This window comes from Variovorax sp. W1I1 (assembly GCF_030815625.1).
Taxonomy (GTDB): Bacteria; Pseudomonadota; Gammaproteobacteria; order Burkholderiales; family Burkholderiaceae_C; genus Variovorax; species Variovorax paradoxus_C.
The window spans coordinates 3,321,139-3,347,495 of the sequence record NZ_JAUSWZ010000001.1; the positions used below are offsets into that span (position 1 = coordinate 3,321,139).

Below are 26,357 nucleotides of genomic sequence, written 5' to 3' on the forward strand. Positions count from 1 at the left end.
GCACCTCATTGCCGGCGCTCCTGACATGGTCGATTTCCCTCCTGCCGTTCGCCTCGAAGACCTGACCCCGCTCCCCTACCAGCAGGCCCTGGCCGCCCACTTGCAGGCGAACGAGCCCGAAGTCTGGCGCTGGGCCGCCTCCGCCGAGGCGCGCGAGGAGCACGCCGCGGCGGTGCGCGCCGACCTGCTGCGCAATTCGTACCGGCTCGATGCCGATGCCCACCCCGAGCTGCATGCGCATTGCAACGCGGCGGTGCAGCGCCTGGGCATCACGGCGCGCGTCGCGCTCTACCAGGCGGGCGACGGCACGATGAATGCCACGCTCTACTTCCTGCCCGGCGAGGCGCACATCGTGCTCTCGGGTCCGCTCATGGAGCGACTGCAGGGCGCCGAGCTGCAGGCCGTGCTCGGTCATGAACTGGCGCACTACCTGCTGTGGGAGCGCGACGGCGGCAAGTACCACGTGGTCGACCGCATCCTGCAGGCCGCGGCCGCCGATTCGCGCGCCGACGCGAGCCACCTGCACGCGGCGCGCCGCTACGGCCTCTACACCGAGGCCTTTGCCGACCGCGGCGCCTGCATCGCCTGCGAAGCGCTCGAACCCGCGGTGACTGCGCTGGTCAAGGTGCAGACGGGCCTGAACCAAGTGAACGCCGCGAGCTACCTGCGGCAGGCCGACGAAATCTGCGCCGCGCCCGAGATCCAGACGCGCGGCACCAGCCACCCCGAGGTCTTCGTGCGGGCGCGGGCGCTGCGCCTGTGGACCGAGCGCCAGCCCGAGGCCGACGAATGGCTGGCCGGCGCGCTCGAAGGCCCGCTGGACATCGCCACGCTCGACCTGCTCGGGCAGCAGCGCGCCGATGCGCTGACGCGGGAAACCATCGCTCAGTTGCTGCAGCGGCCCTTCCTTCAGTCCGATTCGCTGCTGGCCCATGCGCGCCGCTTCTTTCCAAACTTCGCACCGCCCTCGGCGCCCTTGCCGCCACCCGCGCCAGTGCCGGCCGGCGTGCACGACTACCTCGCCAGCGTGCTGGTCGATTTCGTCGCGGCAGATCCTGACCTGGACGACATCACGCTTGCCGCAGCGCTCGGCCTCGCCGAAGCGATGGGTTGCGCCACGCAGCTCGAAGAGCGCGTGGTGAAGGACATGCGCTTTCCCAAGCGCAGCCTCACCCGAGTGAAGCGCGATGCGGCCACGCTGCTTGAAAAGGCAGCCGCACAACACAAGCAAGGCGCCTCCGCATGAACGCCACCGTCGCCCCTTTGCTGCAACTGCTGGACACCGCCGACGCCCACGGCGGCCTGCAGACCGACGACGTGCTGAGCCTCGTGCTCCCGCTGCTGCGCGAGGTGTCCGTATTGCACGAGCAAGGCAAGGTCGCCGCGCTCGGCAGCGCCTTCGCCTACCGCGTCGACGACACGCCCGCCCTCGTGCTGGTGCAGCCCGAAGGCGCCGAGCCGCGCCAGAACCGCGACGCCATCGCGCCGCTCGAAGCGCCCGCCGCCTCCGTGCTGCGCGTGGTCGGCGAGCACCGCGTGACGCTCGATGCCGACGAAGGTGTCTCGGTCGAGAACCTCGCGCTCATGGCCGATGCCGCGCCCGACGCCCTGCCGACGCGCCCCGTCTACCTGCCCGGCTACACCGCGTGGGAATTGCGATTCGCACATCACGACGCGCTGACCGACATCCTCTGCCTCGGCCAGGTGCTCGCCAGCCTTTCGTGCGGCCTGGACTTAACCGACAGCGAGGAACTCGGCCGCTTCGTCGCGAATCGCGCCAACCTCTTCGCCCTCAACCGCCGCCTGCACCCGGTGGTGGGCGCGGTGATCGGCGAGATGACCGCGCTCGACCGCCACGAACGCGCGCGCGACCTGCCCTCGGTGATTCGCCGCCTCGAAACCTACCGCGACCAGCCGATGGACCTCGGCCTCGACCGCATCGCGCCCGCAAAAGACGGCGCGGGTCAGCGCCGCCAGGCGATCCGCGTGCACCTGCGCGATCGCCTCTTCGACCTCTCGCGCCGCAACCGCCTGCTGCACTTCAAGCCGAGCCAGACGCATGTGAACCTCACGGTGGCGAGCGTGCCGCTGGTGGTGGACATCAAGAACATTCGCGTCGACCAGCTCTGCGTGTGGGACGGCCGCTTCGCGAGCGACATCGCCACCTGCGACCCGGTGCCGCTCGCACGCTGGCTGCGCTTCGAAGACCAGCCCTACCTGCCCGGCGCGCTCGACCGCATCCTGCAGGAGGCGCGGCGCGACCGCTCCGAATACGGCTTCTCGCAGCTCTCGCTGGTGATCGCGTTCCTGCGCTGGCACAACCTGAAGGAAGGGGAAGCCGAGCGGGCCGAGCGCATCGCCTCGCCGCTCCTCATGCTGTCGGTCGAGCTCACCCGCAAGAAGGGCGTGAAGGACCAGTACCTGCTCGAAGCCGCAGCTAGCGAGGCGCAGGTGAACCCGACGCTCAGGCACCACCTGCGCCAGCTCTACGGCATCGTGCTGCCCGAGAGCATCGACCTGCGCGAAACCACCATCGAGCAGTTCCACGCCCAGCTCGCCGCACAGATCGCGGCGACCGAGCCCGGCGTGCAGCTGCGGCTGGTGAAGCAACCCGAGATCGAGCTGATCCACCAGCGCGCCCGCCAGCGGCTCGAACAGTTCAAGCGGCGCACCCGCGTGCGCAACCCCGGCGCGCAGCCAGTGGCGACGCAGGACTTCAGCTATGCGAAGGACGACTTCCGCCCGCTCGGCCTGCAGCTCTTCCACGCCAAGGTGCGGCCGGTTCCGTTGTCGCTGCGCGATGCGGTCGGCGCACGGCCCTTGCCGCGCGCGCCGCAGATGGCATCGACCACCGCGCAGACCGAGCAGCAGACCTATTCGCTGCACGAGAGCACCGGCAATCCGTATCAGTGGGATGTCGACCTCACCTCGGTGACGCTCGGCAACTTCAACCACCGCAAGATGTCGCTGGTGCGCGACTACTCGGCGCTGAGCGAATCGGAAATCGCGAGCGACGCCTTCGACCGCGTGTTCTCGCTGCAGCCGCGCCAGGTCGATGCCGAGACGCCCGCCGCCCTGCCGCTGGCCGACCAGTGGCCCGTGGTGCAGGCCGATGCCACGCAGACCGCCGCCGTGGCGCTAGCGCGCACCGGCACCAGCTACATCATCCAGGGGCCGCCCGGCACGGGGAAGTCGCAGACCATCACCAACCTCATCGCCGACTACGTGGGGCGCGGGCAGCGCGTGCTGTTCGTCTGCGAGAAGCGCGCCGCCATCGACGTGGTGTTCCATCGCCTCCGGCAGCAGGGACTGGACGAGCTGTGCTGCATGATCCACGACTCGCAGGGCGACAAGAAGGCCTTCGTGCAGAACCTCAAGAAGACCTACGAGCACTGGCTCGCGGCGCCCGAGGAACTGGACGCCGAGACCCGCGAGCGCACGCAGCTCGTCGACACGATGGATGCCGACCTGAAGGCGCTCGAACGCTTCGACGCCGCGATGCGCGAAGTGCCCGAGCACCTGGCCGTGGCGGTACGCACGCTGATGGCGCGGCTGATCGTGCTCAAGCCGCACGATCCCGCTTTGACGCCGTTGCAGGCCGAGGCCCTGCCCGCTTTCGCTGCCTGGCGCAAACATGAGGACCTGGTCGCGCGCCTTCACCTCGCGGTCACGGAAAGCCTGGGCGTGCCGTATCTGTCGGCGCATGCGTTCGCGCAACTCGCGCCCGTGCTGCTGCGCCAGGAGCGGCCCCTCGCACGACTGGTCGAACTCAGTGATCGCGCGGCCGAACAGACCGGTCCGCACCGCGATGCGTTGGCCGACGCCTGGCCGCCGCTGGGCGATGCGCCCACGCTCTGGGGCGATGCGCTGGCCGTGGTGGCCGACGCGCGCCGCGTGGCTGCGCTCGCGGCGCGCGGGCATCTCTCGCTGCTCGACACTGCGCACCCTACGAGCCTCGCGTTCGGCGAGGCGATGGCGCAGCGCCGTGCGCTGCAGCAGGTGCTCAAGGAAGCCCTCGAACGCACCAGCCACTGGCGCGACAAGTTCTCGCAGAGCGACACCGAAGCCGGCCTCGCCCAAGCCAAGGCGCAGCAAAGCTCCTTGCTGCGCTGGCTCCAGCCCTCGTGGTGGCGGCTGTCGGGCGAACTCAAGCGCCGCTACGACTTCGCCAAGCACGCCGTCCGCCCGCAGCCGAGCCAGGTGCTCGAAGAACTGCTGGCCGAGCACACAGCCCGCGCGGCCGTCGGCAAGCAGGCGTCGCAGATCGAGGCGACCTACGGCTGCACCGACCCCGACGACTTCGTGCAGCAGCTTGATGCCCTGCGCCGTGGCGATGCCACCGGCAACGGCGTGCGCGCGGCCTTCCACGCGCACCTGCGCACCGAACCCGGCGCAAGCCGCAACGTCGAACGGCTGGCCGCCCTCGGCGAACGCACCGACGCGCTCGATGCCCTGTGGCGCGACCTGCTCGACGACCCGGCCGCGCAACCGCTGGCTTCCCTCGAAGCACTCGCCCGCACGCTGCGCGAACAGGCCGACACCCTGCCGACCGTGCTGCCGCACCTGCAGGAACTGGCCGATGCCGACCCGGCCCTGGCCAAGGCCCTGCGCACCCTGCCGCTCGCACCCGAGGCCATCGAATACGCCGTCGCGCGCGAAGGCCTGGAGCGCGTCTACCGCACCGAGCGCTGGCTGCCGCGCTTCGACAGCGCCGCGCTCGCGCGCCATGCGCAGCGCCTGGCCGAGGGAGAGCGCAAGCTGCTCGACCGCAACGCCCGCACGCTCGCCGCCGCGGTGCGCCAGCGCTTTCGGGAGCACGTGCGCACCAGCGCCCTCCCCGCGAGCCAGCTCGACGCTGGCGGCAAGCTCTTCAAGAAGAGCTACAACGCGGGCCGGCGCGAACTCGAACACGAGTTCGGCAAGACCATGCGCTACAAGGCGATCCGCGAACTCGCCTCGGGCGAGACCGGGCAGGTGGTGCGCGACATGAAGCCGATCTGGCTCATGAGCCCGCTCTCGGTGTCCGACACGCTGCCGCTCGCGGCCGACCTCTTCGACGTGGTGATCTTCGACGAGGCGAGCCAGATCCCGGTGGAAGAAGCCGTGCCTGCGCTCTACCGTGCGCCGCAGATCATCGTGGTGGGCGACGAGATGCAGCTGCCGCCGACGAGCTTCTTCTCGTCAGGCCGCGACCCCGAGGACGATACCGTCTCGGTCGAGGACGAAGGTGATCGCATCGCCGTGGTGCTCGACGCCGACAGCCTGCTGAACCAGGGCGCGCGCAACCTGCCGGCCACGCTGCTCGCCTGGCACTACCGCAGCCGCTACGAGTCGCTCATCGGCTTTTCGAACGCGGCCTTCTACGCGGGCAACCTCTTCACCATTCCGGACCGGAGCCTGCCTTCGGATGCGCGCGACGAAATCCTCGTGCAGTCGCGCACTCCGACAGAAGCTTCAGTGGCCGCGAATGTCGACGCCCTGCTCTCGCGCGCCATCAGCTTCCACCGCGTGACCGATGCGGTGTACGAGAACCGCATCAACGACGGCGAGGCGCGCCACATCGCACAGTTGGTGCGCAAGCTGCTGAAACGCGAGACCGGGCGCAGCCTGGGCATCGTCGCGTTCTCCGAGGCGCAGCAGACCGAGATCGAGGCCGAGCTCGATGCGCTGGGCGCCATCGACAGCGACTTCGCCGCGCGGCTGGAAGCCGAGTACGTGCGCGAAGAAGACGACCAGTTCTGCGGCCTCTTCATCAAGAACCTGGAGAACGTGCAGGGCGACGAGCGCGACATCATCATCCTGAGCATCTGCTACGGCCCGAACCCCGAGGGCCGCATGCTGATGAACTTCGGCCCGATCAACCAGCGCGGCGGCGAGAAGCGGCTCAACGTGATCTTCAGCCGCGCGCGGCACCATATGGCTGTCGTCTCGACCATTCGCCACGAGGCGATCACCAATGACCACAACGAAGGCGCCGCGGCGCTCAAGCAGTTCCTGCGCTATGCGGAGTGCCTGTCGCGCGGCGATTCGGCGACCGCGCGGCGCGTGCTCGAAAGCATGAACCCGCTCACGCGGTCCAGCGGCGCGCAGCACACGCGTGCGGACGAGGTGACGGCGCAGCTTGCGGCGGCACTGCGTGCGCGCGGCCATGCGGTCGACGAACAGGTGGGTCAATCGCGCTTTCGCTGCGACCTCGCGCTGCGTGCGCCGGAGGCCGGGCACTATGCGCTGGGCATCCTCGTGGACACCGCGACGCACTACGAAAACCGCAACGTGCTGGAGCGCTATGTCTCGCGGCCGCGTGTGCTCGATGCGTTCGGCTGGCAGGTGGTGCAGGTGCTCGCCAAGGACTGGCTGCATGCGCCGGAGGCCGTGCTCGAACAGATCGAGTCGGCGCTCCGGAAAAAAGGCAAGAAGTCAGCGGCGGAAGAACCCGCCGCCGAGGTCATCAGCGCACCAGGCTCAGCCGCTTGACGTCCAGCTCGGCCTTGTTGCCGACGAGATCCTTGTCGAACTCGCCCGTGATCTCGACGCGCACCTTGTCGTCGATCTTCACGCCGGCCGGGAAGTGCTTGGCATCGATCTCGACCTTCATGCGGCCGCTGTCGTCGGCGAAGGTGTAGTGCTCGCCGCCATCGTGCGAGACGATGAAGCCGCGCAGCGTGGCGTGCTGGTCGTCCTTGCCGGTGTCCAGCAGTTGCTTGACCGTCATCGTCGGCACGGTGCTCGGGCCGGCGTATTGGGCGAAGGCAGTGGACATCGCCAGCGACATGCCGAGCGCGAGCGCGGCGGTCTTCAGGGTTTTGGTCTTGGTATGGGTATTGGTCATGGCAATCGTTCCTCCTTGAACGGCTTGGTTGTGAAGAAACAGATGGACGCCAGAGGCGCCCAAATGTTCCACGACCCTCGAAACCCAGGGGCCATTCACTCGTAGACGATCAGCGCCTTGCCCGCCTCCGCCTGCGCCGTCCAGCTCGCGAGCGCGGCATCGGTCGGGAAGAACTTGGCGCGCTCGCCCAACTGCAATTCGACCTGTGCGCCGCCGCGCGCCATCGACAGGCGCACCGGCAGGCCCTGCACCAGGTCACCGACTTCCGTCTGCTCGGTGCGCGGCGGAAAGTCCTTCACCAGCCGCGCGATGTCCGGCGCCTTGCCGTTCACCGCCACGCGCAGGAACTTGCCGAAGCGGCAGCGCGCCGTGGCGAGGTCCCACACCTGCTGCACCTGGAAGCGCGCCTCGAAACCGCCGCGCGCGGGCTGCAGCCGGCCGCTCACGATGACGAGCTCGTCGTCCTTCAGCGTGTTGCGGTTGGCGTTGATGAGCGCCTCGTCGGCCGTGGCGTCGATGGACTCCGACTTGTCGTCGAGCTTGAAGATCGCCAGCCGCCCGCGCTGGCCGTTGATCACGCGGAAATCGCTCACGATGCCCGCGATGACCTGCTGGTCGCGGCTGTCGAGCAGGTCGCCGATCTCGCGCTTGCAGAAGCGCCGCACCTCGTGCGAGACCTCGTCGAACAGATGGCCCGACAGGTAGAAGCCGATGGCGGTTTTTTCGAGCGTCAGCCGCTCCTTCACGCCCCACGGTGTGGCATCGACCAGATCAGGTTCGGCCGTGGCCGAGCCGTGCTCCGCGTCTCCGAAGATGTCGACCTGCGCGGCGTTGGCGGCCGTCGCGCTGGCGAATTCGAAGGCGCGGTCCACCGAGGCGATCAGCGCTGCGCGGTTCTGCTGAATCGCATCGAACGCGCCAGCCTTGATGAGCGCCTCGACCGTGCGCTTGTTGATGCGCTGGCGGTCGATGCGCACGCAGAAATCGAACAGGCTCTTGAACGGCCCGCCCTCTTCGCGCGCCCGCACCACCGCCTCGACCGCGAGCTGGCCCGTGCCCTTGACGGCGCCGAGGCCGTAGCGGATCACCTTGTCGGTGACCGGCTCGAAGCGGTAGTTGCCGCGGTTCACGTCCGGCGGCTCGAAGGTGATGCCGAAGTTCTTCTGGGCGTCTTCGAACAGGAGCTTGAGCTTGTCCGTGTCGTCCATTTCCACGGTCATGTTGGCGCAGAAGAATTCGGCCGTGTAGTGGACCTTGAGCCAGCCCGTGTGATACGCGAGCAGCGAGTACGCAGCTGCGTGCGACTTGTTGAAGCCGTAGCCCGCGAACTTCTCCATCAAGTCGAAGATTTCGTCGGCCTTGTCCTGCGGGATGCCGTGCGTGGCGAGCGCGCCCGCGCGGAATTTCTCGCGGTGCTCGGCCATCTCCTCGAGCTTCTTCTTGCCCATCGCGCGGCGCAGCAAGTCGGCGCCGCCGAGCGAGTAGCCGCCCAGGATCTGCGCGGTCTGCATCACCTGCTCCTGGTAGACCATGATCCCGTAGGTCTCCGAGAGCATCTCGGCCACGGCCGGGTGCGGGTACTCGACCTCTTCGCGGCCGTGCTTGCGCGCCACGAAGCTGGGGATCAGGTCCATCGGGCCCGGACGGTACAGCGCGTTGAGCGCGATCAGGTCTTCCAGGCGCGTGGGGCGCGCGTCTTTCAGCATGCCCTGCATGCCGCGCGATTCGAACTGGAACACCGCTTCCGTCTTGCCTTCGGAGAAGAGCCGGTAAGTGGCCGCGTCCTTGAGCGGAATGTTCTCGAACGCGAAGTTTTCCTGGCCCTTGTGGCGCGCGACGATGAAGTCCTTGGCGATCTCCAGGATGGTGAGCGTGGCCAGACCCAAGAAGTCGAACTTCACGAGGCCGATGGCTTCGACGTCGTCCTTGTCGTACTGGCTCACCGCCGAGTCGCTGCCCGGCTGCTGGTAGAGCGGGCAGAAGTCGGTGAGCTTGCCCGGCGCAATGAGCACGCCGCCCGCGTGCATGCCGATGTTGCGGGTCATGCCTTCGAGCTTCTGCGCGAGCTCGACCAGCATGCGCACTTCTTCTTCCTTCTCGATGCGCTGCGCGAGCTGCGGCTCCATCTCGATGGCGTAGTTGTTCTTGTCGCCCTCGATCTTTTTCTCGGGCGGGTACTGCAGCGTGACCGACATGCCCGGCTTGTTCGGAATCAGCTTGCTGATGCCGTCGCAGAACATGTAGCTCATGTCCAGCACGCGGCCCACGTCGCGGATGGCGGCGCGCGCGGCCATCGTGCCGAAGGTGGCGATCTGGCTCACGGCATTGCGGCCGTACTTGTCCTTCACGTAGTCGATCACGCGGTCCCGGTTGCCCTGGCAGAAGTCGATATCGAAGTCGGGCATCGAGACGCGCTCGGGGTTCAGGAAACGTTCGAACAGCAGCTTGTATTCGAGCGGGTCGAGGTCGGTGATCTTCAGCGCATAGGCCACCAGCGAGCCCGCACCCGAGCCCCGGCCCGGGCCCACGGGACAGCCGTTTTCCTTGGCCCACTTGATGAAGTCGCCCACGATCAGGAAGTAGCCGGGGAAGCCCATGTTCAGGATCGTGTTGATCTCGAACTCCAGGCGCTCCACATAGCGCGGCCGCTCGGCATCGCGCTTGGCCACGTCGGGGTAGAGGTGGGCAAGGCGCACCTCCAGCCCTTCGAACGATTCCTGCCGGAAGAAGTCGTCGATCGGCATGCGCACGCCTTCGCTGACGAAGGGCGTGGGGAAGTCGGGCAGCTGCGGCTTGCCGAGCACCAGCGTCAGGTTGCAGCGCTTGGCGATCTCGACCGTGTTGGCCAGCGCGCTCGGCACATCGGCGAACAGCGCCTGCATCTCGGCGGTCGACTTGAAGTACTGCTCTTCGGTGAACTTGCGCACGCGGCGCGGGTTGCCGAGGATCTCGCCTTCGGAGATGCACACGCGCGCCTCGTGCGCTTCGTAGTCCTGCCGCTCGGCGAACTGCACCGGGTGCGTGGCAACCACCGGCAGCTTCAGCCGGGCCGCGAGCTTCACGGCGGCGATGACATGCGGCTCGTCTTCGGGACGGCCCGCGCGCTGCAGCTCGATGTAGAAGCGATGCGGGAACATGCCGGCCAGCTTCAGCGCCAGCTCGGCCGCGCGCTCGCCCTGGCCTTGCAGCAGCGGCACGCCCAGCGGCCCCGCCTGCGCGCCCGAGAGCGCGATCAGCCCACCCGAAAGCTCTTCGAGCCATTCGAGCTTGCAGGCCGCCTGCGACTGGCCGCGGCCCACGTTCTGCGTCCAGGCCCGTGCCAGCAGTTCGGACAGGCTCAGGTAGCCCTCCATGTTCTGCACCAGCAGCACGAGGCGGGTGAGCACGCCGGGCTCCTTGCCCAGCCCCTCGATGAAGATTTCAGCGCCGATGACGGGCTTGACGCCCTTGCCCCGCCCCTGCTTGTAGAACTTGACCGCCCCGAACAGGTTGTTCAGGTCGGTGATGGCCAGTGCGGGCTGCTTGTCGGCAGCAGCGGCCTTGATGACTTCGTCGATCCGGTTGGTGCCGTCGACGACGGAAAATTCGGTGTGCAGGCGCAGGTGAACAAACATCCCGCCATTGTAGAAACCGGCACCTTCACGATGTGGGTTGGCAATCCCTAAATCGCCCCGCCTGCAAGGGAAAGACCGCGGCGGCCCGCATCCGGCCCGGCGGCGCCACCTAGAATCGCGCCCCGTGCAAGAGATCCTGAACATTGCGGCCTACAAATTCGTGGCCATCCACGACAGCCCCGAGCTGCGTGAAGACCTGCGTGCCCGCACCCAGGCGCTGGGCCTCATGGGCACCATCCTGCTGGCGCCCGAAGGTATCAACCTGTTTCTGGCGGGCGCCGCCGACGCCATCCACACTTTCCTGGCCGACCTGCGCACCGATGCGCGCTTCGCCGACCTCGAAACCAAGGAAAGCTGGTCCGAAACGCAGCCGTTCCGGCGCATGCTGGTGAAGCTCAAGCGCGAGATCATCCGCATGGACCATCCGGCCATTCAGCCGGCCGCCGGCCGCGCACCCGGTGTCGACGCCCTCACCCTCAAGCGCTGGCTCGACCAGGGCCACGACGACGAAGGCCGCGAGATCGCATTGCTCGACACGCGCAACGACTTCGAAGTCGATGAAGGCACCTTCGACGGCGCGATCGACTGGCGCATCACCAAGTTCACCGAATTCCCGCCCGCACTCAAAGCGCACCGCGCCGATTTCGAAGGCAAGACCGTGGTGAGCTTCTGCACCGGAGGCATCCGCTGCGAGAAGGCCGCGATCCTGATGCGCGAAGAAGGCGTGGAGCATGTGCTGCAGCTCGAAGGCGGCATCCTCAAATACTTCGAGGAAGTCGGCGGCGCGCACTACCACGGCGACTGCTTCGTGTTCGACGGCCGGCGCGCCCTGGCGCCCGACCTGAGCGCACGCGCGGCCGATGCCAGCGCGCGTGCGTCGGAAGACATCGACCTGGGCCGCGGCCTGAAGAAATAACCGGCACCAAGCGGCACTCACCGGCAATCCCTCATGCGCATCCTCCTGGTGGAAGACGAACTGGACATGGCCTCGTGGCTCATCCGGGCGTTGACCCAGAGCGGCTTCGTCGCCGACCACGCGCCCGATGCGCGCACCGCCGAAGCTTTCATGGCCGGCACCGAATACGACGCCATCGTCCTGGACCTGCGCCTGCCCGACAAGCACGGCCTGAGTGTGCTGGCCGACATGCGCGATGCCGACGACCGCACGCCGGTGCTCATCCTCACCGCGCAGGGCGCGCTGCAGGACCGGGTGCGTGGCCTCAACCTGGGCGCGGACGATTTCCTCACCAAACCCTTCGAGCTGGTCGAGCTCGAGGCGCGCCTGGCCGCGCTGGTGCGGCGCAGCCGCGGCAAGCAGCATCCACGGCTGCAGTGCGCCTCGCTCTCGTACGACAGCGAGAGCCATGCCTTCACGCTGCGCGGCACGCTGCTGTCGCTCACGCCGCGGGAGCAGGCCGCGCTCACCGCGCTCCTGATGCGCAGCGGCGCGCCGGTCGGCAAGTCGCAGCTCTTCGCGAAGGTGTTCACCAACGACAGCACCGCCGGTCCCGACGCCATCGAGGTGGTGCTGCACCGCCTGCGCCGCAAGCTCGCGGACAGCGACGTGCGCATCGTCACCGTGCGCGGGCTGGGCTACATGCTCGAGGGCATTGCCGATGGACCCGCAGGCTCCGCCCCGCCCACCGCGGTCTGAACCGCAGCGCTTCGGCATCCGCGCGCGCCTGCTCGCGCTGCTGCTGCCAGGCATCGTCGCGTTGCTGGCGCTCGACAGCTGGAACGACTACCGCACGCTCACCGATTCGCTGGTCGTCGCCTACGACCAGAGCCTGCTGGAGCCCGTGCAGGCGCTGGCCAACGGCATCGTGGTCGCGAGCGACGGCAGCGTGCGGGTGCAGGAGGCCTTCTCGGTGCAGGCGATGTTCGAGTCCACGCACCTGCGCTACAAGTACCTGCACGTCGGCGTGCAGCGCATTCCCAAGGGCGGGACGCTCGATCCCAACGCGCCCGAAGAAACGCTCATGGGCGTGCCCGGCCTGCCCCGCCCCGCACAACCGCCGGCCGACGGCACACCGGTGTTCTACGACGCGGTGCACGAGCAGCACCCGGTGCGCGTGGCCGCGCTGCGCCAGACGGTCTACGACAACACCCGATCGGGTGCCGCCGCGTACAGCGTGCTGATCCAGGCCGCCGAGGGCACCGGCCCACGCCTGCAGGCGCAGAACGAATCGCTCAGGCAGGAGCTGCTGCGCGACGCGCGCATGGTGCTGGTGATGGCCGTGCTGGTGTGGCTCGGCGTGGCCTGGACGCTGCGGCCGCTGGAGCGCCTTCGCCGGTCCCTGCGCGAACGCCCGCGCGACGACCTGAACCCGCTCGACGCGAGCGGTGTGCCGCAGGAGGTGGTGCCGCTTGTGGACGCGGTCAACCACCACATCGCGGACCACCGGCGCATGGTGGCGGAGCAGTCGCAGTTTCTGGCCGATGCCTCGCACCAGCTGCGCACGCCGCTGAGCATCCTGTCGATCCAGGCCGGCTACGCGGTGCGCGAGACCGATCCGGCGCGCATGCGCGAATCGCTGCACGCGATCGTCGCGCAGCTCGCGCGCACGCGGCGCCTGAGCGAGCAACTGCTGGCGCTCGCGCATGCCACGACCGAAGAGGAGATCGCTGGCGGCGCCGAGCCCGCCGTGGTCGACCTCAGCGACATCGCGCGCGCCGTGGTGCTGCAGTACCTGCCGCTCGCACGCGAGCACGACCAGGACCTGGGCTGGGTCGATGCGCGCGGCGAACCCGAAGGCGAAGACGAGCCGCCGCCCCTGCCGGTGAAGGCCAACGGCGCCGAACTGCACGAGGTGCTCGCGAACCTCGTGCACAACGCCATCAAGTACACGCCGCGCGGCGGCAACATCACGGTGACCGTGCGGCGCGAGGCCTCGCACGCGCTGGCCGAGGTGTGCGACAGCGGCCCGGGCATCGCGCCCGAGCGGCGCGACAGCGTGTTCGAGCGCTTCCATCGCGACCCGTCCACCGACGCTGCCACAAAGGGCGCGGGCCTCGGTCTCACCATCGCGCGCAGCTATGCGCGGCGCAACGGCGGCGAGATCGAACTCGACAGCGCCGACATGCCGGAGAGCGCCAACGGCGGCGGCCTCCGCGCGATCCTGAAGCTGCCGCTCGCGGCCGGTTCCTCCTAGGGTTTTCGCGGGTAGCGCTGTAAGCAATTACACGTATTTTGAGCTTCGCGAGCCCTCCGAAGCCCTCGTCGAAAGGCGATTGAAAGCCTCGATTCCTAGACTGCGCTCCTTCCAAATCGAAGGAGACTCAATGCACCCGCACGGTGAAGATCCGGCCTCGCACGCGGTTCGGCCCGCCCCCAAATTCAAGAAGGATTACTACGGCGGCGCGTTGCTCGTGGTCATCGGCCTCGCGGCCGTCTATGCCGGTGTCGGTTACCGCGTCGGCGAGCTGGCGCACATGGGACCGGGCTTCTTCCCGGTGGCGCTCGGCGGCCTGCTCGCGCTGACCGGCCTGCTCATTGCCCTGTCCGCGCGCGGCGACAAGCCCTCGAGCGGCGAAGAGGCCGCTTCGCACGGCCATCCGGGCGGCATGCCCGACCTGCGCGGCGGCATCTGCATCATCGTGGGCATCCTGTCGTTCCTGCTGCTGGGCGAATACGGCGGCCTGCTGCCGGCGACCTTCGCCATCGTGTTCATCTCCGCGCTCGGCGACCGCGACAACACGCTGACCGAGGCGCTGCTGTTGGCGCTTGCGATGTGCTTCATCGCGGTGGTGGTGTTCTGGTGGGCGCTGAAGCTGCAGTTGCCGTTGTTCCAGTGGGGAGGCTGAAATCATGATCGGTCAATCGCTCCACGACCTCTGGTTCGGCTTCGGCGTCGCGTTCCAGGGCTCCAATCTCCTGTGGTCGTTCTTCGGCGTGCTGGTGGGCAACCTGATCGGCGTGCTGCCGGGCATGGGCGCGCTGCAGGCCATCTCGATCCTGTTGCCGCTCACCTACGCGATGCACCCGGTGCCCGCGATCCTGATGCTGGCGGGCATCTTCTACGGCTCGCAGTACGGCGGCGCCATCGGCGCCATCCTGATGAACATGCCCTCGCACCCGCCGCACGCGGTGACCTGTCTCGACGGGTATCCGATGACCAAGCAGGGCAAGGGCGGCGTCGCGCTCGGGGTGACGATGATCGCCTCGTTCTTCGCGGCATCGGTCGGCATCATCGTGATGATCTTCGCCTCGCCGCTCCTGGTGCAGATCGCGTTCAAGTTCGGCCCGACCGAGATCTTCTCGATCATGCTGCTGGGCTTGCTCGCAGGATCGACCATGTCGCGCGGTTCGCCGCTCAAGGGCGTGGCGATGACGATCTTCGGCCTGCTGTGCGGCGTGGTCGGCACCGACGTGAACAGCGGCAGCTTCCGATTCGCATTCGGCCTGCCCGAGCTGAGCGACGGCCTGGAACTGGTGGCGATCTCGATGGGCCTCTTCGGCGTGGCCGACTTCCTGCTCAACGTGAACCGCATGAAGGCCATCGGCGACACCGGCACGCTCAAGCTGAGCGACATGCGCCCGAGCAAGGAAGAATTGAAGCGCGCCTTCCCCGCGATGATCCGCGGCACCATCGTCGGCACCGTGTTCGGCGCGATGCCCGGCACCGGCCCGACCATCACCACCTTCATCGCCTACGCGCTGGAGCGCAAGGTGTCGAAGACACCCGACAAGTTCGGCACCGGCATGATCGAAGGCGTGGCCGGCCCCGAGGCCTCGGCGCACTCGAAGACGCAGGTCGACTTCATCCCGACGATGAGCCTGGGCATTCCAGGCGACGCGGTGATGGCGTTGATCCTCGGTGCGCTGCTGATCCAGGGCATCCAGCCCGGCCCGCAGCTCATCACCGAGCATCCGGACATCTTCTGGGGCCTGATCGCCTCGTTCTGGATCGGCAACGTGATCCTGGTGATCCTGAACGTGCCGATGATCGGCGTGTGGGTGAAGCTCCTGAAGGTGCCCTACAAGTACCTGTTCCCTGCCGCGATGTTCTTCATTGCGACGGGCGTGTACAGCACGCAGAACAGCCTGTTCCAGATCTGGGAAGTGCTGGTGTTCGGCATCGTCGGCGCCGTGCTGATGACGCTGGAGTTCTCGGTCGCACCGATCCTGCTGGGCTTCGTGCTCGGACCGATGGTGGAAGAGAACTTCCGCCGCGCGCTGCTGCTCTCGCGCGGCGACATGTCGGTGTTCGTGACGCGGCCGATCAGCGGCACCTTCATCGGACTGTGCGTGCTGCTGCTGGCCGGTGTGGGCTTCTCGGCGTGGCGCGGTCGCGCGGGGCGCAAGGCAGTGATCGAACTGCCGAAGGCGCCCGATGGCGCGCCGCCTGCGGAGGCCATCTCGCTCGGCGGCAAGTAAGCCGCGCGAGGCAATCACCCAAAGCAAAAGGGCCCGATCAGTCGGGCCCTTTTTTCGTTCGAACTTCCGGCTTTTATTTGAGCTTCTGCGCGAACGGCAGCATGCGTTCGCCGTCGGCGTCGGTGAACACCACAGCCGGCGTGAGGCCCACATAGCGCCCACCTTCGTGCGGCCGGGCTTCCACGAGCTGCAGGCCGACGAGCCTGCCGCTCTTCACGTAACGGGTCTCGATGTAGATGCCCGTCTGGCCCTTCTTGTTGATCGGCAGCGCTGCGACGGCAGCGTAGTCGTCGGTCTTGAGCAGGTGGGTGAGCCGGTCCTTCAGGTGGTAGTCGTACCAGGCTTCCTCGAAGACCATCGACTCGCCGGTCTGCACATGCTTGAGCATGACCACCAACTGCCGCTTGAAGAGCTTGAGCTCCTTCATGAGGAACTCGAAAAGATCGCCGTATTCGCCCGGTGCAACCTCGGGGGTTCGGAAAACTGCCATGTGCCTTGCTCCCTTTCTGGGATGTCGTTGGGACGGCGATCCCCTCGATCGCCGTTTGCGGGGCGCAGCTTACTACCCGCGTGTGAAGGTGAGTTCGGGGCGGCGATCACGCCCTGGACAAAGAAAGACCAGATCAAACAGGCGTAGTGCCCGTATCCGGCTCGCGCACGCCAAAGGGCTTGCCCGGCAGCGGAATGAATTCGGTCTCGCCGGGCACATGACCCATGCGTTGTGCGGCCCAATCGGCACCGGCCTCGAGAATGCGTTCGCGCCGGCTCGAAACGAAATTCCAGGTGATGTAGCGCGGACCGTCGAGCGGCGCGCCGCCGATCACCATCAGGCGCACGGCAACATCGGACGTCAGCACCGCGCCTTGCCCGTCGGGCAGCACCGCCATCGTGTGCGCAGGGATCGCTTCGCCGTTGACGCTCGCATCGGCATCGACGGCGTAGATGGCCAGCTCGGGTGCCAGCGCAGGCAACTCGAAGCGGCCACCCGCAGGCAAAGCGATGTCTAGGTAGACCGTCTGCACCAATGTCTTCACCGGCGAGCGTTGGCCGAAGGCCTCGCCCACCAGCACGCGCACTTGGGCGCCCTGCTCCACCACTTCGGGGATGGCGCTGGCCGCCGTGTGCTCGAAGCTCGGCTCGACCTCTTCATGCGCCTGGGGCAAGGCGGCCCAGAGCTGCAGCCCGTGGTTCACGTAGGTGTCGGCCTTCAGGCGCTCGGGCTTGCGTTCGGAGTGCACGATGCCGCGCCCCGAGGTCATCCAGTTGATTGCGCCGGGCAGGATCTCCTGCACGCTGCCGAGGCTGTCGCGATGCATCATCGCGCCCTCGAAAAGATAGGTGACCGTCGCGAGGCCGATGTGCGGATGCGGCCGCACGTCGTGCTCGGTGCCGGGCTTCTCGGTGGCCGGTCCGAAATGGTCGAAGAACACGAAGGGCCCGACCGAGCGGCGCTGCGCGGCGGGCAGGAGGCGCCTCACGTTGAAGCCGCCGCCCAGGTCCTTGTCGTGCGGTTGAAGCAGTTGGGGCAACTGAGTCTGGGCGGTGGTATCGGTCATCGTGGGCTCCGTGGGTGGCTGGGTTTTATCCGCGCGATCTTGCCACTGCGGCAATGCGCTCGCCGAATGCGCGGGCGGTGTCGAAGTCGCCCTTGAACATCTCGGCCGGGCTCGCGTCCGATGGCGACTGCGTCAAAAGGCCGCCGTAGCCGCCCACGTAGTTCATCGACTCGCGCGTGGCGGCCTTGTTGTTGGTCGGAAGGATTCCCATGCTGACCCAGATGCCGCTGTGCTGCATCGCGAGCGTCCACAGGTACGACATGGTCGTGACCTTGTCGCCGTTCATGGTGGCGCTGTTGGTGAAGCCGGCGAAGAGCTTGTCCTTCCAGCCCTGCGTGTACCAGACCTTCGACGACGCATCGGCGAATTTCTTGAACTGCCAGCTCACGCCGCCCATGTAGGTCGGCGAGCCGAAGACGATGGCGTCGGCCGCGGCCAGCGTCTCCCAGCCGCCTTCGGGCAGGTTGCCGTCGGCGTCGATGGCGAGCAATTGCGCGCCGGCGGATTCGGCCACGGCTTGCGCGATGCGTTGGGTGTGGCCGTAACCGGAATGGAAGACGACAACGATGTTTGCCATGTTCGGGTGCTCCTTGTGTTGCGGTTCAGGGGTGGATCAGCGCTTGTCGATGCTGAAACGGCCGGGGCCGAAGGCTGCGAAAGCGAGCAGGCCGCCAGCGATGGCCATGTTCTTGAAGAACTGGATATTTTGGGTCGCGTCAGCCCAGAACTTGTGGAAGAACAGAGCCGTGGCGACCGTGAAGATCGCCATGATCAGCGCCGTCCAGCGCGTCTTGAAGCCCACCAGCAACGCAATGCCCAAGCCTAGTTCAACGATGATCGCGATCGCGGCCCCCACCTCGGGTAGCGGCAGACCCGCTACCTTGGTGATGTAGCCAACCGTGCCCGCGAAGCCCATCAGCTTGCCGAAACCGGCCGGAATGAACAGCGTAGCGATCAGGATTCGGCCAATCAGCGCCAGAGCATCCTGGGCTGCGTTGAAGGGGTGGGTGGTGGTGGTTGCCATGATTGAAAAACTCCTCGGTTGTTGAAATAGAAACGGGACAGGGGAAAACAAAAAGCCGGGCGACAGGCGCCCGGCGGTGGATCAAGCAGTCAGGTCGAACACCAGCACTTCAGCGTCCTTGCCGGCGCCCAGTGTCAATTGCGATTCGCCTTCGAGCATCGCGGCGTCGCCGCCCACGAGTTTCTGGCCGTTCACTTCGAGTTCGCCGCGCACCAGGTGCACGTAGCTCTTGCGCGCCGGGTCGAGCGCCAGGCTGGCCTTCTCTTCACCGTCGAGCAGTCCGGCGAAGAGACGCGCATCGGCATTCACCTTCACCGAACCCTCGCTGCCGTCGGGCGAAGCCACCAGGCGCAGCTTGCCGCGCTTCTCGGCGTCGCTGAACTGCTTCTGCTCGTAGCCGGGTGCGATGCCGCGCACATTGGGCTCGATCCAGATCTGCAGGAAGTGCGTGGTCTCGTCCTTCTTGTGGTTGAACTCGCTGTGCATCACGCCGCGGCCGGCGCTCATGCGCTGGACGTCGCCCGGCGGAATGGATTCGATGTTCCCCATGCTGTCCTTGTGCGCCAGTTCGCCCGAGAGCACGTAGCTGATGATTTCCATGTCCTTGTGGCCGTGGGTGCCGAAGCCGGCGCCCGCCGCCACGCGGTCTTCGTTGATCACCCGCAGGTTGCCGAAGCCCATGTGGGCCGGGTCGTAGTAACCGGCGAAGGAAAAGCTGTGGAACGAGCGCAGCCAGCCATGGTCGGCATAACCGCGTTCCTGTGATTTACGGACTTGCAACATCGTCAAACTCCTTTTGGCCGTTCCCCGTGGGGATGTTCTGGCCTTCTTCGTATGCCGCGCCGGATGCGCAGCGGATGTGAAGAACTTTAGGCCCGTGCCCCCGAGAGAAAAGCGTCGGGTTTTGATGGCATCATTCAAATTTTTTGATCAATCGATGGAGCCGCCATGCCCAGCGCCAGAGACGTACTGACCCCCGACGCGCTTGCCATGCTGCAGACCGTGGCCAACACCGGCAGCTTCGCCGGCGCGGCACGCGCGCTCAACCTCGTGCCGAGCGCGCTGAGCTACCGGGTGCGCCAGATCGAGGACGCGCTCGACGTGCTGCTGTTCGACCGCAGCGCGCGCCAGGCCCGCATCACGGAGGCCGGCGCGGAGTTGCTGCGCGAATCGGCGCGCCTCCTGAACGAGATCGACGCGGTGGCCAATCGCGTGAAGCGCGTGGCCACGGGCTGGGAACCGATGCTGACCATCGCGGTCGACAGCGTCATCGCGCGCGATCCGCTGCTCGACCTGGCCACCGCCTTCTTCGCGCTAGAGCCGCCCACGCGGCTCAAGCTGCGCGACGAAACGCTGCTTGGCACCATCGAGGCGCTGACCAGCGGCGAGGCCGATCTCGCCATCGGCGCGGTGCTCGATGCCGCGAGCCTCGCCTTCACGGCCACCGGCATCCGCAGCCGGCCCATCGGCGAACTGTGCTTCGTGTACGCCGTGGCGCCGCACCATCCGCTCGCGCGCCTGCCCGAGCCGCTGACCGATGAAGTGCTGCGCCAATATCGCGCGGTCGCGGCAGCCGACTCGGTGCGCAGCGGGCCGAGCATGACGGTGAATCTCGTCGGCGGGCAGGACGTGCTCACCGTGCCGAGCATGCAGTTCAAGCTGGCCGCGCAACTGCACGGGCTGGGCGGCGGCTTCCTGCCCGAGCCGATGGCGCGGCCTTACATCGAGGCGGGCCACCTCATCGAGCGCAAGACCGAGCGCACGCCGCCGCTGGGCACCATGCATTGCGCATGGCGCGTGCGCAGCGCGGGCGGGCCGGGGCGTGCGCTCGAATGGTGGCTCGCGCAGTTCGAGCACGAGGCCACGCGGCGCGCGCTGCTCGAGCGGCATCGGGGACGCTGAGGAAACACCTAAGGGTCAGTCCTCCTGCCGCCCTCGCAGACCGAGGTAGAGTGCGGACACATTCATCGTCTCCCTGTCAAAAGAAAAGAGTCCGCCATGACCACTCGTGCAACTGCAAAGCAAGCCGACCGCCACCGAACACCTTCCACCCCCCGCCACTACGCCGTCGTCGGCGCCGGCATCGCCGGGGTAGCCGCTGCACGCACGCTGGTGCAGGCGGGCCACAAGGTCACGCTGTTCGAACGCGAAGCCGCACCCGGTGGCCGCATGGCGAGCATCGACACGACCTTCGGCCGCTTCGACAGCGGCGCGCAGTACTTCACCGTGCGCGATCCGCGCTTTGCGCTGGCACTCGAAGCCACGCCCAGCCTCTGCCGCCCCTGGAGCGCCAACCTCGTGCGCGTGCTCGACGCCCACGGCCGCGTGGCCGAAGCGGCATTGCCGGGCCGCGAGTCGCACTGGGTCGCGCAGCCCGGCATGGACGCGCTGGTCGCCTACTGGGCCGCGCCGCTGGGCGGCAACCTCATCACGAACACGCAGGTCACGCAGATCGAGCCCGATGCGCTCGACCCCAAGCGCTGGCAACTGCGCACCGCGGGCGAAGACGATTCGCAGCATGTGTACTCGGGCTTCGACGCCGTGCTGCTCGCCGTGCCGCCCTCGCGCACCCGCGCGCTGCTGGGCGACGGCAAGCTTTCCGCCGCCATCAGCCAGAAGATCGAGCCGGTGCGCATCGCGCCCTGCTGGACGCTGATGATCGCGTTCCCCCAGGCCAACCAGGCCAACATGTCGCATCTCGGCCCGCAGTGGAATGCGGCGCGCAGCACCCACCACCGCGTGGCATGGCTCGCGCGCGAATCGTCCAAGCCCGGCCGCGAACGCATCGAGCGCTGGACGCTGCAGGCCAGCGCCACCTGGTCGCAGGAACATCTGCGCGACGACGCACCGCGCGTCGAAGCCAAGCTCCTGCGCGCCTTCGCCGAAATCACCGGCATCCACGCCGTGCCCTCGCATGCGCAGACGCGCTGCTGGACCGAAGCGCAGACGCAGGTGCCCGTGGGCAAGACCCACCTCTGGGACGCCAAGGCCCGCATCGGCGTGGCCGGTGACTGGTGCACGGGGCACCGGGTGGAAGACGCGTTCCTCTCGGGCCTGTCGCTGGCGCTCGCAGTCATCTGACACTTCTGCGGGATGCGTGAGACCGGCCGTTTCGCGCCCTCGCCCACCGGCCCACTGCACGCCGGCTCGCTGGTGGCCGCCCTCGCAAGCTGGCTCGACGTGCGTGCGCGCGGCCCGCAGGCGCGCTGGCTGATCCGCATCGAAGACGCCGACACCGAGCGCTGCCTGCCCGGTATGGGCGAGCACATGCTGCGGCAGCTCGCCGATTGCCATCTGCTGCCCGACGAAACGCCCGTGTGGCAGACGCAGCGCACGGCGCTCTACGATGCGGCGCTGCAGCGGTTGCAGGCCCTCGGCCTTGCCTACCCCTGCGGCTGTTCGCGCAAGGACATCGACACCGCGCTCGCCCGGCTCGGCCACCGGCACGAACGGCATGGCGAGCGCGTGTACCCCGGCACCTGCCGCGACGGCCTGCATGGCAAGCCCGCGCGGGCCTGGCGCTTTGCCACTGAAAAGTTCGAATCGGCACAGCCGGGCGAACTGCGCTGGACCGACCGGCGCCTGGGCGCGCAGCACCAGGACGTCAGCCGCGAGGTCGGCGACTTCGTGCTGCGCCGCGCCGATGGCCCCTGGGCCTATCAGCTCGCCGTGGTCGTCGACGACGCCGAACAGGGCGTGACCGACGTGGTGCGCGGCGAGGACCTGGCCGACAACACCGCGCGCCAGATCCTGCTGCAGCGCGCACTCGGCCTGCCGACCCCGAGCTATCTGCACACGCCGCTGGTGCGCGGCGCCGATGGCGACAAGCTCTCCAAACAGAACGGCGCAACGCCCATCGACACCGCGACGCCAGAAGCCGCGCTGGCCGCGCTCGACACGGCCGCGCGCGTGCTCGGCCTCGGCCCCGCCACGGCCGCATCCTGTGCGGCCGCGCTGGCCGGCTGGGTACCCGAATGGCGCGCTCTCTACAATTCGCGGCCGTAATGACCTTTCCCGACACCGTGCCCCACGACCTTCCGCCCAGCGACGACAGCACAGACGACAGTGCCGGCGACAACGACAACAACAAGCCGCACCCGCTGCACCGCCGCCTCAAGAGCTTCGTGAAGCGCGCCGGCCGCACGACCGATGGCCAGGCGCGGGCCTTCTCCGAGCTGGGCCCGCTGTTCCTCATCCCCTACACGCCCGAGCCGCTCGACCTGACGGCGGCTTTCGGCGGCCGCGCTGCGCCCACGGTGCTGGAGATCGGCTTCGGCATGGGCGAGGCCACCGCGCACATCGCCACGGTGCGGCCCGAGACCAATTTCTTCTGCTGCGAGGTGCACGAGCCCGGCGTCGGCGCCCTGCTCAAGCGCATCGGCGAGCAGTCGATCCCGAACATCCGCATCTGCGCGCACGACGCGGTCGACGTGCTCGACCACATGCTGCAGCCCGGCACGCTGGCCGGCGTGCATGTGTTCTTTCCCGACCCGTGGCACAAGAAGCGCCACAACAAGCGCCGGCTGATCCAGCCCGAATTCGTGACCAAGCTCGCGCAGCACCTGCGCCCCGGCGGCTACATCCATTGCGCCACCGACTGGCAGCCCTACGCCGAGCAGATGCTCGAGGTGCTGTCGGCCGAACCGCTCCTGCGCAACACGGCCGAGGCCTATGCGCCGAAGCCGGAATACCGGCCGCTCACCAAGTTCGAGAACCGCGGCATCAAGCTGGGCCACGGCGTGTGGGACCTGGTGTTCGAACGCGCCTGAAGCCCTCGGCTACTCGGCCTGGAAGCGGAACGGCAGCCGCATCCGGGTGCGCACCGGGCGGCCGTCCGCCGATCGTGCCGGATCGAAGCGCCATCCCTTGAGCGCATCGGTCACCGCCTTCGACAGCAGCGGATGCGGCGAGCGTTCGATGCGCACGTCTTCGGGCACGCCTGCTTCACCCACGTAGAAGACGGCGATCACCTGGCCTTCCACGCCCTCGTTCGCCAGCGCGGTCGGATAGTCGGGCAGGCGCCGCTGGCGGATCACCGGATCCTTCTCGATGGCGGGCGCCTGGGGCCGCGTGGCTGCGGTCGGCGGCGCACTGATGACCATGGGCGGCGGCTCCGGCGCGGCGTCCGGCGACGGTGCCGGAACGGGCTGCGCGATTTCCACCACATCGCGCGGCGGCACAGTGCATCCTGCGAGTGCCACGCACAACCCCACACCACCCCAGAGAAAAGCAAGTTTCATAAGGGAATTCTGTAGCAGCCCCGCCTATCGCCTTGGCCTCGATATTGCTACACTTTTTTACTACTGTAAGCAAAGGGTGTCCAGATGAACACGTCACGCAGGGAATGGCTGGGCAAGGCGTATGGCGCGCTGCTGCTGGGAGGCGGTATCGGCATGACCCACGGGGTCTCGGCGCAGACGCGCACGGGCGGCGCAGCGCGCGTCGTGCTGCTCGGGCAATCGGTGCCATTGACGGGCGGCGCCTCCGAGATCGGCAGCGCCTTCGCGGCGGGCAGCCGGCTCGCGGTGAGCGACTTCAACACGCGCAACGCCACCACCGGGCTGCAATTGAAACTCGTGCAACTCGACGACGGCTACGACGCCGCGCGCGCCACCGCCAACGCGCGCACCCTGCTCGGCGCCCAGAAAGCCGACCTGCTCTTCGGCTTCGTCGGCACCGCCAGCAGCGAGGCCGGCGCGAACGTCGCCACGCAACAGGGCAGCCTGCTCTTTGCGCCGTTCGCGGCCTCCGACAACCTGCGCAGCGCCGATCACCCCAATGTGTTCCACGTGCGGCCCGGCATGATCGACGAGGCTCTCAAGATCGTGCGCCAGTGCGCCACCGTGGGGCAGACGCGCGTGGCGCTCGTGGGCGACGACGACGCCATGGGCCGTGCCGGCCTGGCCGCCGTGCAACAGGCCATCGCCGAACTCAAGCTCACGCCGCTGGTCGCGAGCGCGCTGGTGCCTGCGGGCGGCGACAAGCTCGATGCCGCGCTGAAAGACGTGCAGAAGCAGTCGCCCCAGGCGATCGTGCTGGTGTCGCTCTCGGGCACCACCGCCAGCGCCATCCGCAAGCTGCGCAAGAGCGGCTACACGGGCAACTTCATGGCCTTCTCGATCGTGGGCATCGACCCGCTCTACGCGGAGTTGGGCAAGGACATCGGCGGCATCGTCATTTCGCAGGTCGTGCCCTCGCCGCGGCCCTCGGCCATTCCGATCGTCAAGGAGTACCTCGCGGCGGTCGACAACTCCGACCAGACCGCGTCGTACGAAGGCCTCGAGGGCTTCATCGCCGCCAAGGCCGTGGGCGAAGCGGTGCGCCGCGCGGGCCGCGGCTTCAACACCGCGACGCTGCAGCGCACCATGACCGCGATGACCGACTACGACGTCGGCGGCTTTCGCATCAACCTGCGCCCCGGGCTGCGCGACAACGTGCGCAGCATTGACCTGATCAGCATCTCGGCCGACGGGCGGGTCCTGCGCTGAACGGCATCACCCGGTGCTGACCAGCCGCTGCAACGCATCGAGCGACAGCAGCTCGATGCGGCCGTAGCCCAGCGCAATCACGCCCTCGCCCGCCAGCGCGTTGAGCTCTTTCGAAAGCGTCTGGCGCGTCACGCCGAGCATCATGGCCAGCGCCTCTTGCGGCAGTTGCAGGCTGTGCCGCAGGTGCACCGATTGCGTCGCATCGCCGCGCGCGAGCACCAGCAGCCGGTGCGCCACCCGCGCGCGAAGGCTGCGCAAGGTGGCGTCTTCCGCGAGACCGTAGAGCATGCGCACCCGCGCCGCGAGCATCGCGCCGATGGCGTTGGAGAACACCACGTCGCGCATCTGCCGCGCGAAGGCGTCGGGCGGCACCACCAGGAGGTCGAGTGCTTCGAGCGCGGTGGCGTCGTGCGTGCGCGGCGAGCCGTCGATCAGCGTGATCTCGCCGAACCAGTTGCCCGGCTCCAGCACCGCGAGGATGGCCTCGCGCCCGTCCTGGCGCAGCGACGAGATCTTGATCGTGCCCGCCACGAGCCCGTAGAAGCCTCCTCCCGCCGCATGGATCGGATCGCCCTGGCGGAACACCATGGTCCCGCGCCGCACGTGGATGAGCTCGGCCGCGCCCACCAGCGCGTCGCGCTGCGCGCGCGGCATGCTGGTGAACCACGGGTTGCCCTCCAGCGCGGCACGGTGAGGGGCGGAGAGGCGCAGCTTGGTGGAGGGAGGCATCGAAGAAGAAATGACGGACAGGTCCCCCGGGGGACAGGGGTTTACGAGCACCCCGCATTGTCAAATTTTTGACAGTTGAGCGTCAAGTGCAGGTCTACAGTGGCCGCCACCCCACGGACGAACAACGGAGACGACACGATGAATGCAAGGGCACGTTTCACGAGCATGCAAGAGAGCACGCGCGAAGACTGGCAACTGATCGGCGGCGAGTTCATGCAGTTCTCTCGCGGATTGCCGGAGCGCGTGATCAAGCACCTGCAGATCCTCGAAGGCGACTACGGCGGTTTTCCCGTCGACCGCTACACCCACTCGCTGCAGACCGCCACCCGCGCGCTGCGCGACGGACGCGACGAGGAGTACGTGGTGTGCGCGCTGTTGCACGACGTCGGCGACACGCTCGGCAGCTTCAACCACCCCGACATCGCGGCCGCCGTCCTCAAGCCCTTCGTGAGCGAGGCCAACCACTGGATGGTGCAGCACCACGGGATCTTCCAGGGCCACTACTTCTTTCACCACATCGGCCTCGACCGCGACATGCGCGAGAACTTCAGGGACCACCCGCACTACGAGCGCACGGCCGAGTTCTGCGCGCTCTACGACAACCCCGCCTTCGATCCCAAGGCCGAGACCTTGCCGATCAGCGAATTCGAGCCCATGCTGCGCCGGTTGATGGCGCAGCCCAAGCAGAGCATCTACAAGACCGTGCTCAAAGAGCCGGCCACGGCTTGAACCGAACCCAA

The 26,357-nt window shown here is 67.8% G+C and carries 22 protein-coding genes; 13 read left to right on the top strand and 9 right to left on the bottom strand.

What is annotated here, in order from left to right; genetic code table 11:
• Positions 1 to 25 precede the first annotated feature (25 nt).
• Positions 26 to 1,246: a SprT-like domain-containing protein gene (locus QFZ83_RS15560; RefSeq protein ID WP_306876927.1), complete on the top strand. Its 1,221-nt coding sequence runs from the start codon at positions 26 to 28 to the stop codon at positions 1,244 to 1,246.
• Positions 1,243 to 6,474, top strand: coding sequence for an AAA domain-containing protein (locus QFZ83_RS15565; RefSeq protein WP_307507912.1), 5,232 nt, complete (start codon positions 1,243 to 1,245; stop codon positions 6,472 to 6,474). The genes QFZ83_RS15560 and QFZ83_RS15565 overlap by 4 nt, the downstream gene beginning before the upstream one ends.
• Here QFZ83_RS15565 and QFZ83_RS15570 read toward each other — a convergent pair.
• Complete coding sequence (locus QFZ83_RS15570) at positions 6,449 to 6,829, bottom strand: YgiW/YdeI family stress tolerance OB fold protein (RefSeq protein ID WP_307507915.1); 381 nt, start codon at positions 6,827 to 6,829, stop codon at positions 6,449 to 6,451. The two genes, QFZ83_RS15565 and QFZ83_RS15570, sit on opposite strands and share 26 nt — an antisense overlap.
• 95 nt (positions 6,830 to 6,924) lie before the next feature.
• Complete coding sequence (gene dnaE / locus QFZ83_RS15575; protein WP_307507917.1) at positions 6,925 to 10,443, bottom strand: DNA polymerase III subunit alpha; 3,519 nt, start codon at positions 10,441 to 10,443, stop codon at positions 6,925 to 6,927.
• Between the two features lie 124 nt (positions 10,444 to 10,567).
• Here dnaE and QFZ83_RS15580 point away from each other — a divergent pair, with 124 nt between their 5' ends.
• From QFZ83_RS15580 to QFZ83_RS15600, 5 genes are all read left to right on the top strand, one after another.
• The gene (locus QFZ83_RS15580) at positions 10,568 to 11,359 is read left to right on the top strand and encodes a sulfurtransferase (protein WP_307507919.1); all 792 of its coding nucleotides are present in this window, start codon (positions 10,568 to 10,570) and stop codon (positions 11,357 to 11,359) included.
• Positions 11,360 to 11,392: 33 nt separating this feature from the next.
• Complete coding sequence (locus QFZ83_RS15585; RefSeq protein WP_013541949.1) at positions 11,393 to 12,097, top strand: response regulator; 705 nt, start codon at positions 11,393 to 11,395, stop codon at positions 12,095 to 12,097.
• Positions 12,060 to 13,595, top strand: coding sequence for a sensor histidine kinase (locus tag QFZ83_RS15590; protein ID WP_307507921.1), 1,536 nt, complete (start codon positions 12,060 to 12,062; stop codon positions 13,593 to 13,595). The genes QFZ83_RS15585 and QFZ83_RS15590 overlap by 38 nt, the downstream gene beginning before the upstream one ends.
• Before the next feature lie 130 nt (positions 13,596 to 13,725).
• On the top strand, positions 13,726 to 14,247 hold the full coding sequence (locus QFZ83_RS15595; protein WP_307507924.1) for a tripartite tricarboxylate transporter TctB family protein: 522 nt from the start codon (positions 13,726 to 13,728) through the stop codon (positions 14,245 to 14,247).
• Positions 14,248 to 14,251: 4 nt separating this feature from the next.
• A complete protein-coding gene (locus QFZ83_RS15600) occupies positions 14,252 to 15,820 on the top strand; it encodes a tripartite tricarboxylate transporter permease (protein WP_013541952.1) in 1,569 nt (522 codons plus the stop codon).
• Positions 15,821 to 15,893: 73 nt separating this feature from the next.
• Here QFZ83_RS15600 and QFZ83_RS15605 read toward each other — a convergent pair whose 3' ends face one another.
• The 5 genes from QFZ83_RS15605 to QFZ83_RS15625 form a co-directional block, all read right to left on the bottom strand.
• Positions 15,894 to 16,310 (bottom strand): hypothetical protein, encoded by a 417-nt coding sequence (locus QFZ83_RS15605; protein WP_307507927.1) that lies wholly within the window; start codon positions 16,308 to 16,310, stop codon positions 15,894 to 15,896.
• A 133-nt stretch (positions 16,311 to 16,443) separates the two neighbouring features.
• The gene (locus tag QFZ83_RS15610) at positions 16,444 to 17,376 is read right to left on the bottom strand and encodes a pirin family protein (protein ID WP_307507929.1); all 933 of its coding nucleotides are present in this window, start codon (positions 17,374 to 17,376) and stop codon (positions 16,444 to 16,446) included.
• 25 nt (positions 17,377 to 17,401) lie between these two features.
• A complete protein-coding gene (locus tag QFZ83_RS15615) occupies positions 17,402 to 17,953 on the bottom strand; it encodes a flavodoxin family protein (RefSeq protein WP_307507932.1) in 552 nt (183 codons plus the stop codon).
• 36 nt (positions 17,954 to 17,989) lie between these two features.
• Positions 17,990 to 18,400, bottom strand: a complete 411-nt coding sequence (locus QFZ83_RS15620) for a DoxX family protein (protein ID WP_307507933.1) — start codon at positions 18,398 to 18,400, stop codon at positions 17,990 to 17,992.
• An 81-nt stretch (positions 18,401 to 18,481) separates the two neighbouring features.
• Complete coding sequence (locus tag QFZ83_RS15625; RefSeq protein WP_013541957.1) at positions 18,482 to 19,183, bottom strand: pirin family protein; 702 nt, start codon at positions 19,181 to 19,183, stop codon at positions 18,482 to 18,484.
• Positions 19,184 to 19,348: 165 nt separating this feature from the next.
• Here QFZ83_RS15625 and QFZ83_RS15630 point away from each other — a divergent pair, with 165 nt between their 5' ends.
• The 4 genes from QFZ83_RS15630 to trmB all read left to right on the top strand — a co-directional run bounded on the left by QFZ83_RS15630 (position 19,349) and on the right by trmB (position 23,169).
• On the top strand, positions 19,349 to 20,302 hold the full coding sequence (locus QFZ83_RS15630; protein WP_013541958.1) for a LysR family transcriptional regulator: 954 nt from the start codon (positions 19,349 to 19,351) through the stop codon (positions 20,300 to 20,302).
• A gap of 96 nt (positions 20,303 to 20,398) precedes the next feature.
• Positions 20,399 to 21,481, top strand: a complete 1,083-nt coding sequence (locus QFZ83_RS15635) for an NAD(P)/FAD-dependent oxidoreductase (RefSeq protein WP_307507934.1) — start codon at positions 20,399 to 20,401, stop codon at positions 21,479 to 21,481.
• Between the two features lie 12 nt (positions 21,482 to 21,493).
• The gene (gene gluQRS, locus QFZ83_RS15640; protein WP_307507935.1) at positions 21,494 to 22,405 is read left to right on the top strand and encodes a tRNA glutamyl-Q(34) synthetase GluQRS; all 912 of its coding nucleotides are present in this window, start codon (positions 21,494 to 21,496) and stop codon (positions 22,403 to 22,405) included.
• Positions 22,405 to 23,169: a tRNA (guanosine(46)-N7)-methyltransferase TrmB gene (gene trmB / locus QFZ83_RS15645; protein ID WP_307507936.1), complete on the top strand. Its 765-nt coding sequence runs from the start codon at positions 22,405 to 22,407 to the stop codon at positions 23,167 to 23,169. The genes gluQRS and trmB overlap by 1 nt, the downstream gene beginning before the upstream one ends.
• A gap of 9 nt (positions 23,170 to 23,178) precedes the next feature.
• On the opposite strand, the gene QFZ83_RS15650 is transcribed toward trmB, so the two are convergent.
• Entirely contained in the window at positions 23,179 to 23,640 is a 462-nt protein-coding gene (locus QFZ83_RS15650; protein WP_306876944.1) for an energy transducer TonB, read from the bottom strand.
• A gap of 84 nt (positions 23,641 to 23,724) precedes the next feature.
• Between QFZ83_RS15650 and QFZ83_RS15655 the strand changes: the two genes are divergently transcribed.
• Positions 23,725 to 24,888, top strand: a complete 1,164-nt coding sequence (locus QFZ83_RS15655; protein ID WP_307507937.1) for an ABC transporter substrate-binding protein — start codon at positions 23,725 to 23,727, stop codon at positions 24,886 to 24,888.
• 6 nt (positions 24,889 to 24,894) lie between these two features.
• Here QFZ83_RS15655 and QFZ83_RS15660 read toward each other — a convergent pair whose 3' ends face one another.
• Positions 24,895 to 25,617 (bottom strand): Crp/Fnr family transcriptional regulator, encoded by a 723-nt coding sequence (locus tag QFZ83_RS15660; RefSeq protein WP_306876946.1) that lies wholly within the window; start codon positions 25,615 to 25,617, stop codon positions 24,895 to 24,897.
• Positions 25,618 to 25,755: 138 nt separating this feature from the next.
• Here QFZ83_RS15660 and QFZ83_RS15665 point away from each other — a divergent pair, with 138 nt between their 5' ends.
• Positions 25,756 to 26,346, top strand: coding sequence for an HD domain-containing protein (locus QFZ83_RS15665; RefSeq protein ID WP_013541965.1), 591 nt, complete (start codon positions 25,756 to 25,758; stop codon positions 26,344 to 26,346).
• Positions 26,347 to 26,357: the final 11 nt, after the last annotated feature.

Coding starts and splice junctions, on each gene's coding strand:
- QFZ83_RS15560 (WP_306876927.1), top strand. CDS start 26: ATGGTCGATTTCCCTCCTGCCGTTCGCCTCGAAGACCTGACCCCGCTC.
- QFZ83_RS15565 (WP_307507912.1), top strand. CDS start 1,243: ATGAACGCCACCGTCGCCCCTTTGCTGCAACTGCTGGACACCGCCGAC.
- QFZ83_RS15570 (WP_307507915.1), bottom strand. CDS start 6,829: ATGACCAATACCCATACCAAGACCAAAACCCTGAAGACCGCCGCGCTC.
- dnaE (WP_307507917.1), bottom strand. CDS start 10,443: ATGTTTGTTCACCTGCGCCTGCACACCGAATTTTCCGTCGTCGACGGC.
- QFZ83_RS15585 (WP_013541949.1), top strand. CDS start 11,393: ATGCGCATCCTCCTGGTGGAAGACGAACTGGACATGGCCTCGTGGCTC.
- QFZ83_RS15590 (WP_307507921.1), top strand. CDS start 12,060: ATGGACCCGCAGGCTCCGCCCCGCCCACCGCGGTCTGAACCGCAGCGC.
- QFZ83_RS15595 (WP_307507924.1), top strand. CDS start 13,726: ATGCACCCGCACGGTGAAGATCCGGCCTCGCACGCGGTTCGGCCCGCC.
- QFZ83_RS15600 (WP_013541952.1), top strand. CDS start 14,252: ATGATCGGTCAATCGCTCCACGACCTCTGGTTCGGCTTCGGCGTCGCG.
- QFZ83_RS15605 (WP_307507927.1), bottom strand. CDS start 16,310: ATGGCAGTTTTCCGAACCCCCGAGGTTGCACCGGGCGAATACGGCGAT.
- QFZ83_RS15610 (WP_307507929.1), bottom strand. CDS start 17,376: ATGACCGATACCACCGCCCAGACTCAGTTGCCCCAACTGCTTCAACCG.
- QFZ83_RS15615 (WP_307507932.1), bottom strand. CDS start 17,953: ATGGCAAACATCGTTGTCGTCTTCCATTCCGGTTACGGCCACACCCAA.
- QFZ83_RS15620 (WP_307507933.1), bottom strand. CDS start 18,400: ATGGCAACCACCACCACCCACCCCTTCAACGCAGCCCAGGATGCTCTG.
- QFZ83_RS15625 (WP_013541957.1), bottom strand. CDS start 19,183: ATGTTGCAAGTCCGTAAATCACAGGAACGCGGTTATGCCGACCATGGC.
- QFZ83_RS15630 (WP_013541958.1), top strand. CDS start 19,349: ATGCCCAGCGCCAGAGACGTACTGACCCCCGACGCGCTTGCCATGCTG.
- QFZ83_RS15635 (WP_307507934.1), top strand. CDS start 20,399: ATGACCACTCGTGCAACTGCAAAGCAAGCCGACCGCCACCGAACACCT.
- gluQRS (WP_307507935.1), top strand. CDS start 21,494: ATGCGTGAGACCGGCCGTTTCGCGCCCTCGCCCACCGGCCCACTGCAC.
- trmB (WP_307507936.1), top strand. CDS start 22,405: ATGACCTTTCCCGACACCGTGCCCCACGACCTTCCGCCCAGCGACGAC.
- QFZ83_RS15650 (WP_306876944.1), bottom strand. CDS start 23,640: ATGAAACTTGCTTTTCTCTGGGGTGGTGTGGGGTTGTGCGTGGCACTC.
- QFZ83_RS15655 (WP_307507937.1), top strand. CDS start 23,725: ATGAACACGTCACGCAGGGAATGGCTGGGCAAGGCGTATGGCGCGCTG.
- QFZ83_RS15660 (WP_306876946.1), bottom strand. CDS start 25,617: ATGCCTCCCTCCACCAAGCTGCGCCTCTCCGCCCCTCACCGTGCCGCG.
- QFZ83_RS15665 (WP_013541965.1), top strand. CDS start 25,756: ATGAATGCAAGGGCACGTTTCACGAGCATGCAAGAGAGCACGCGCGAA.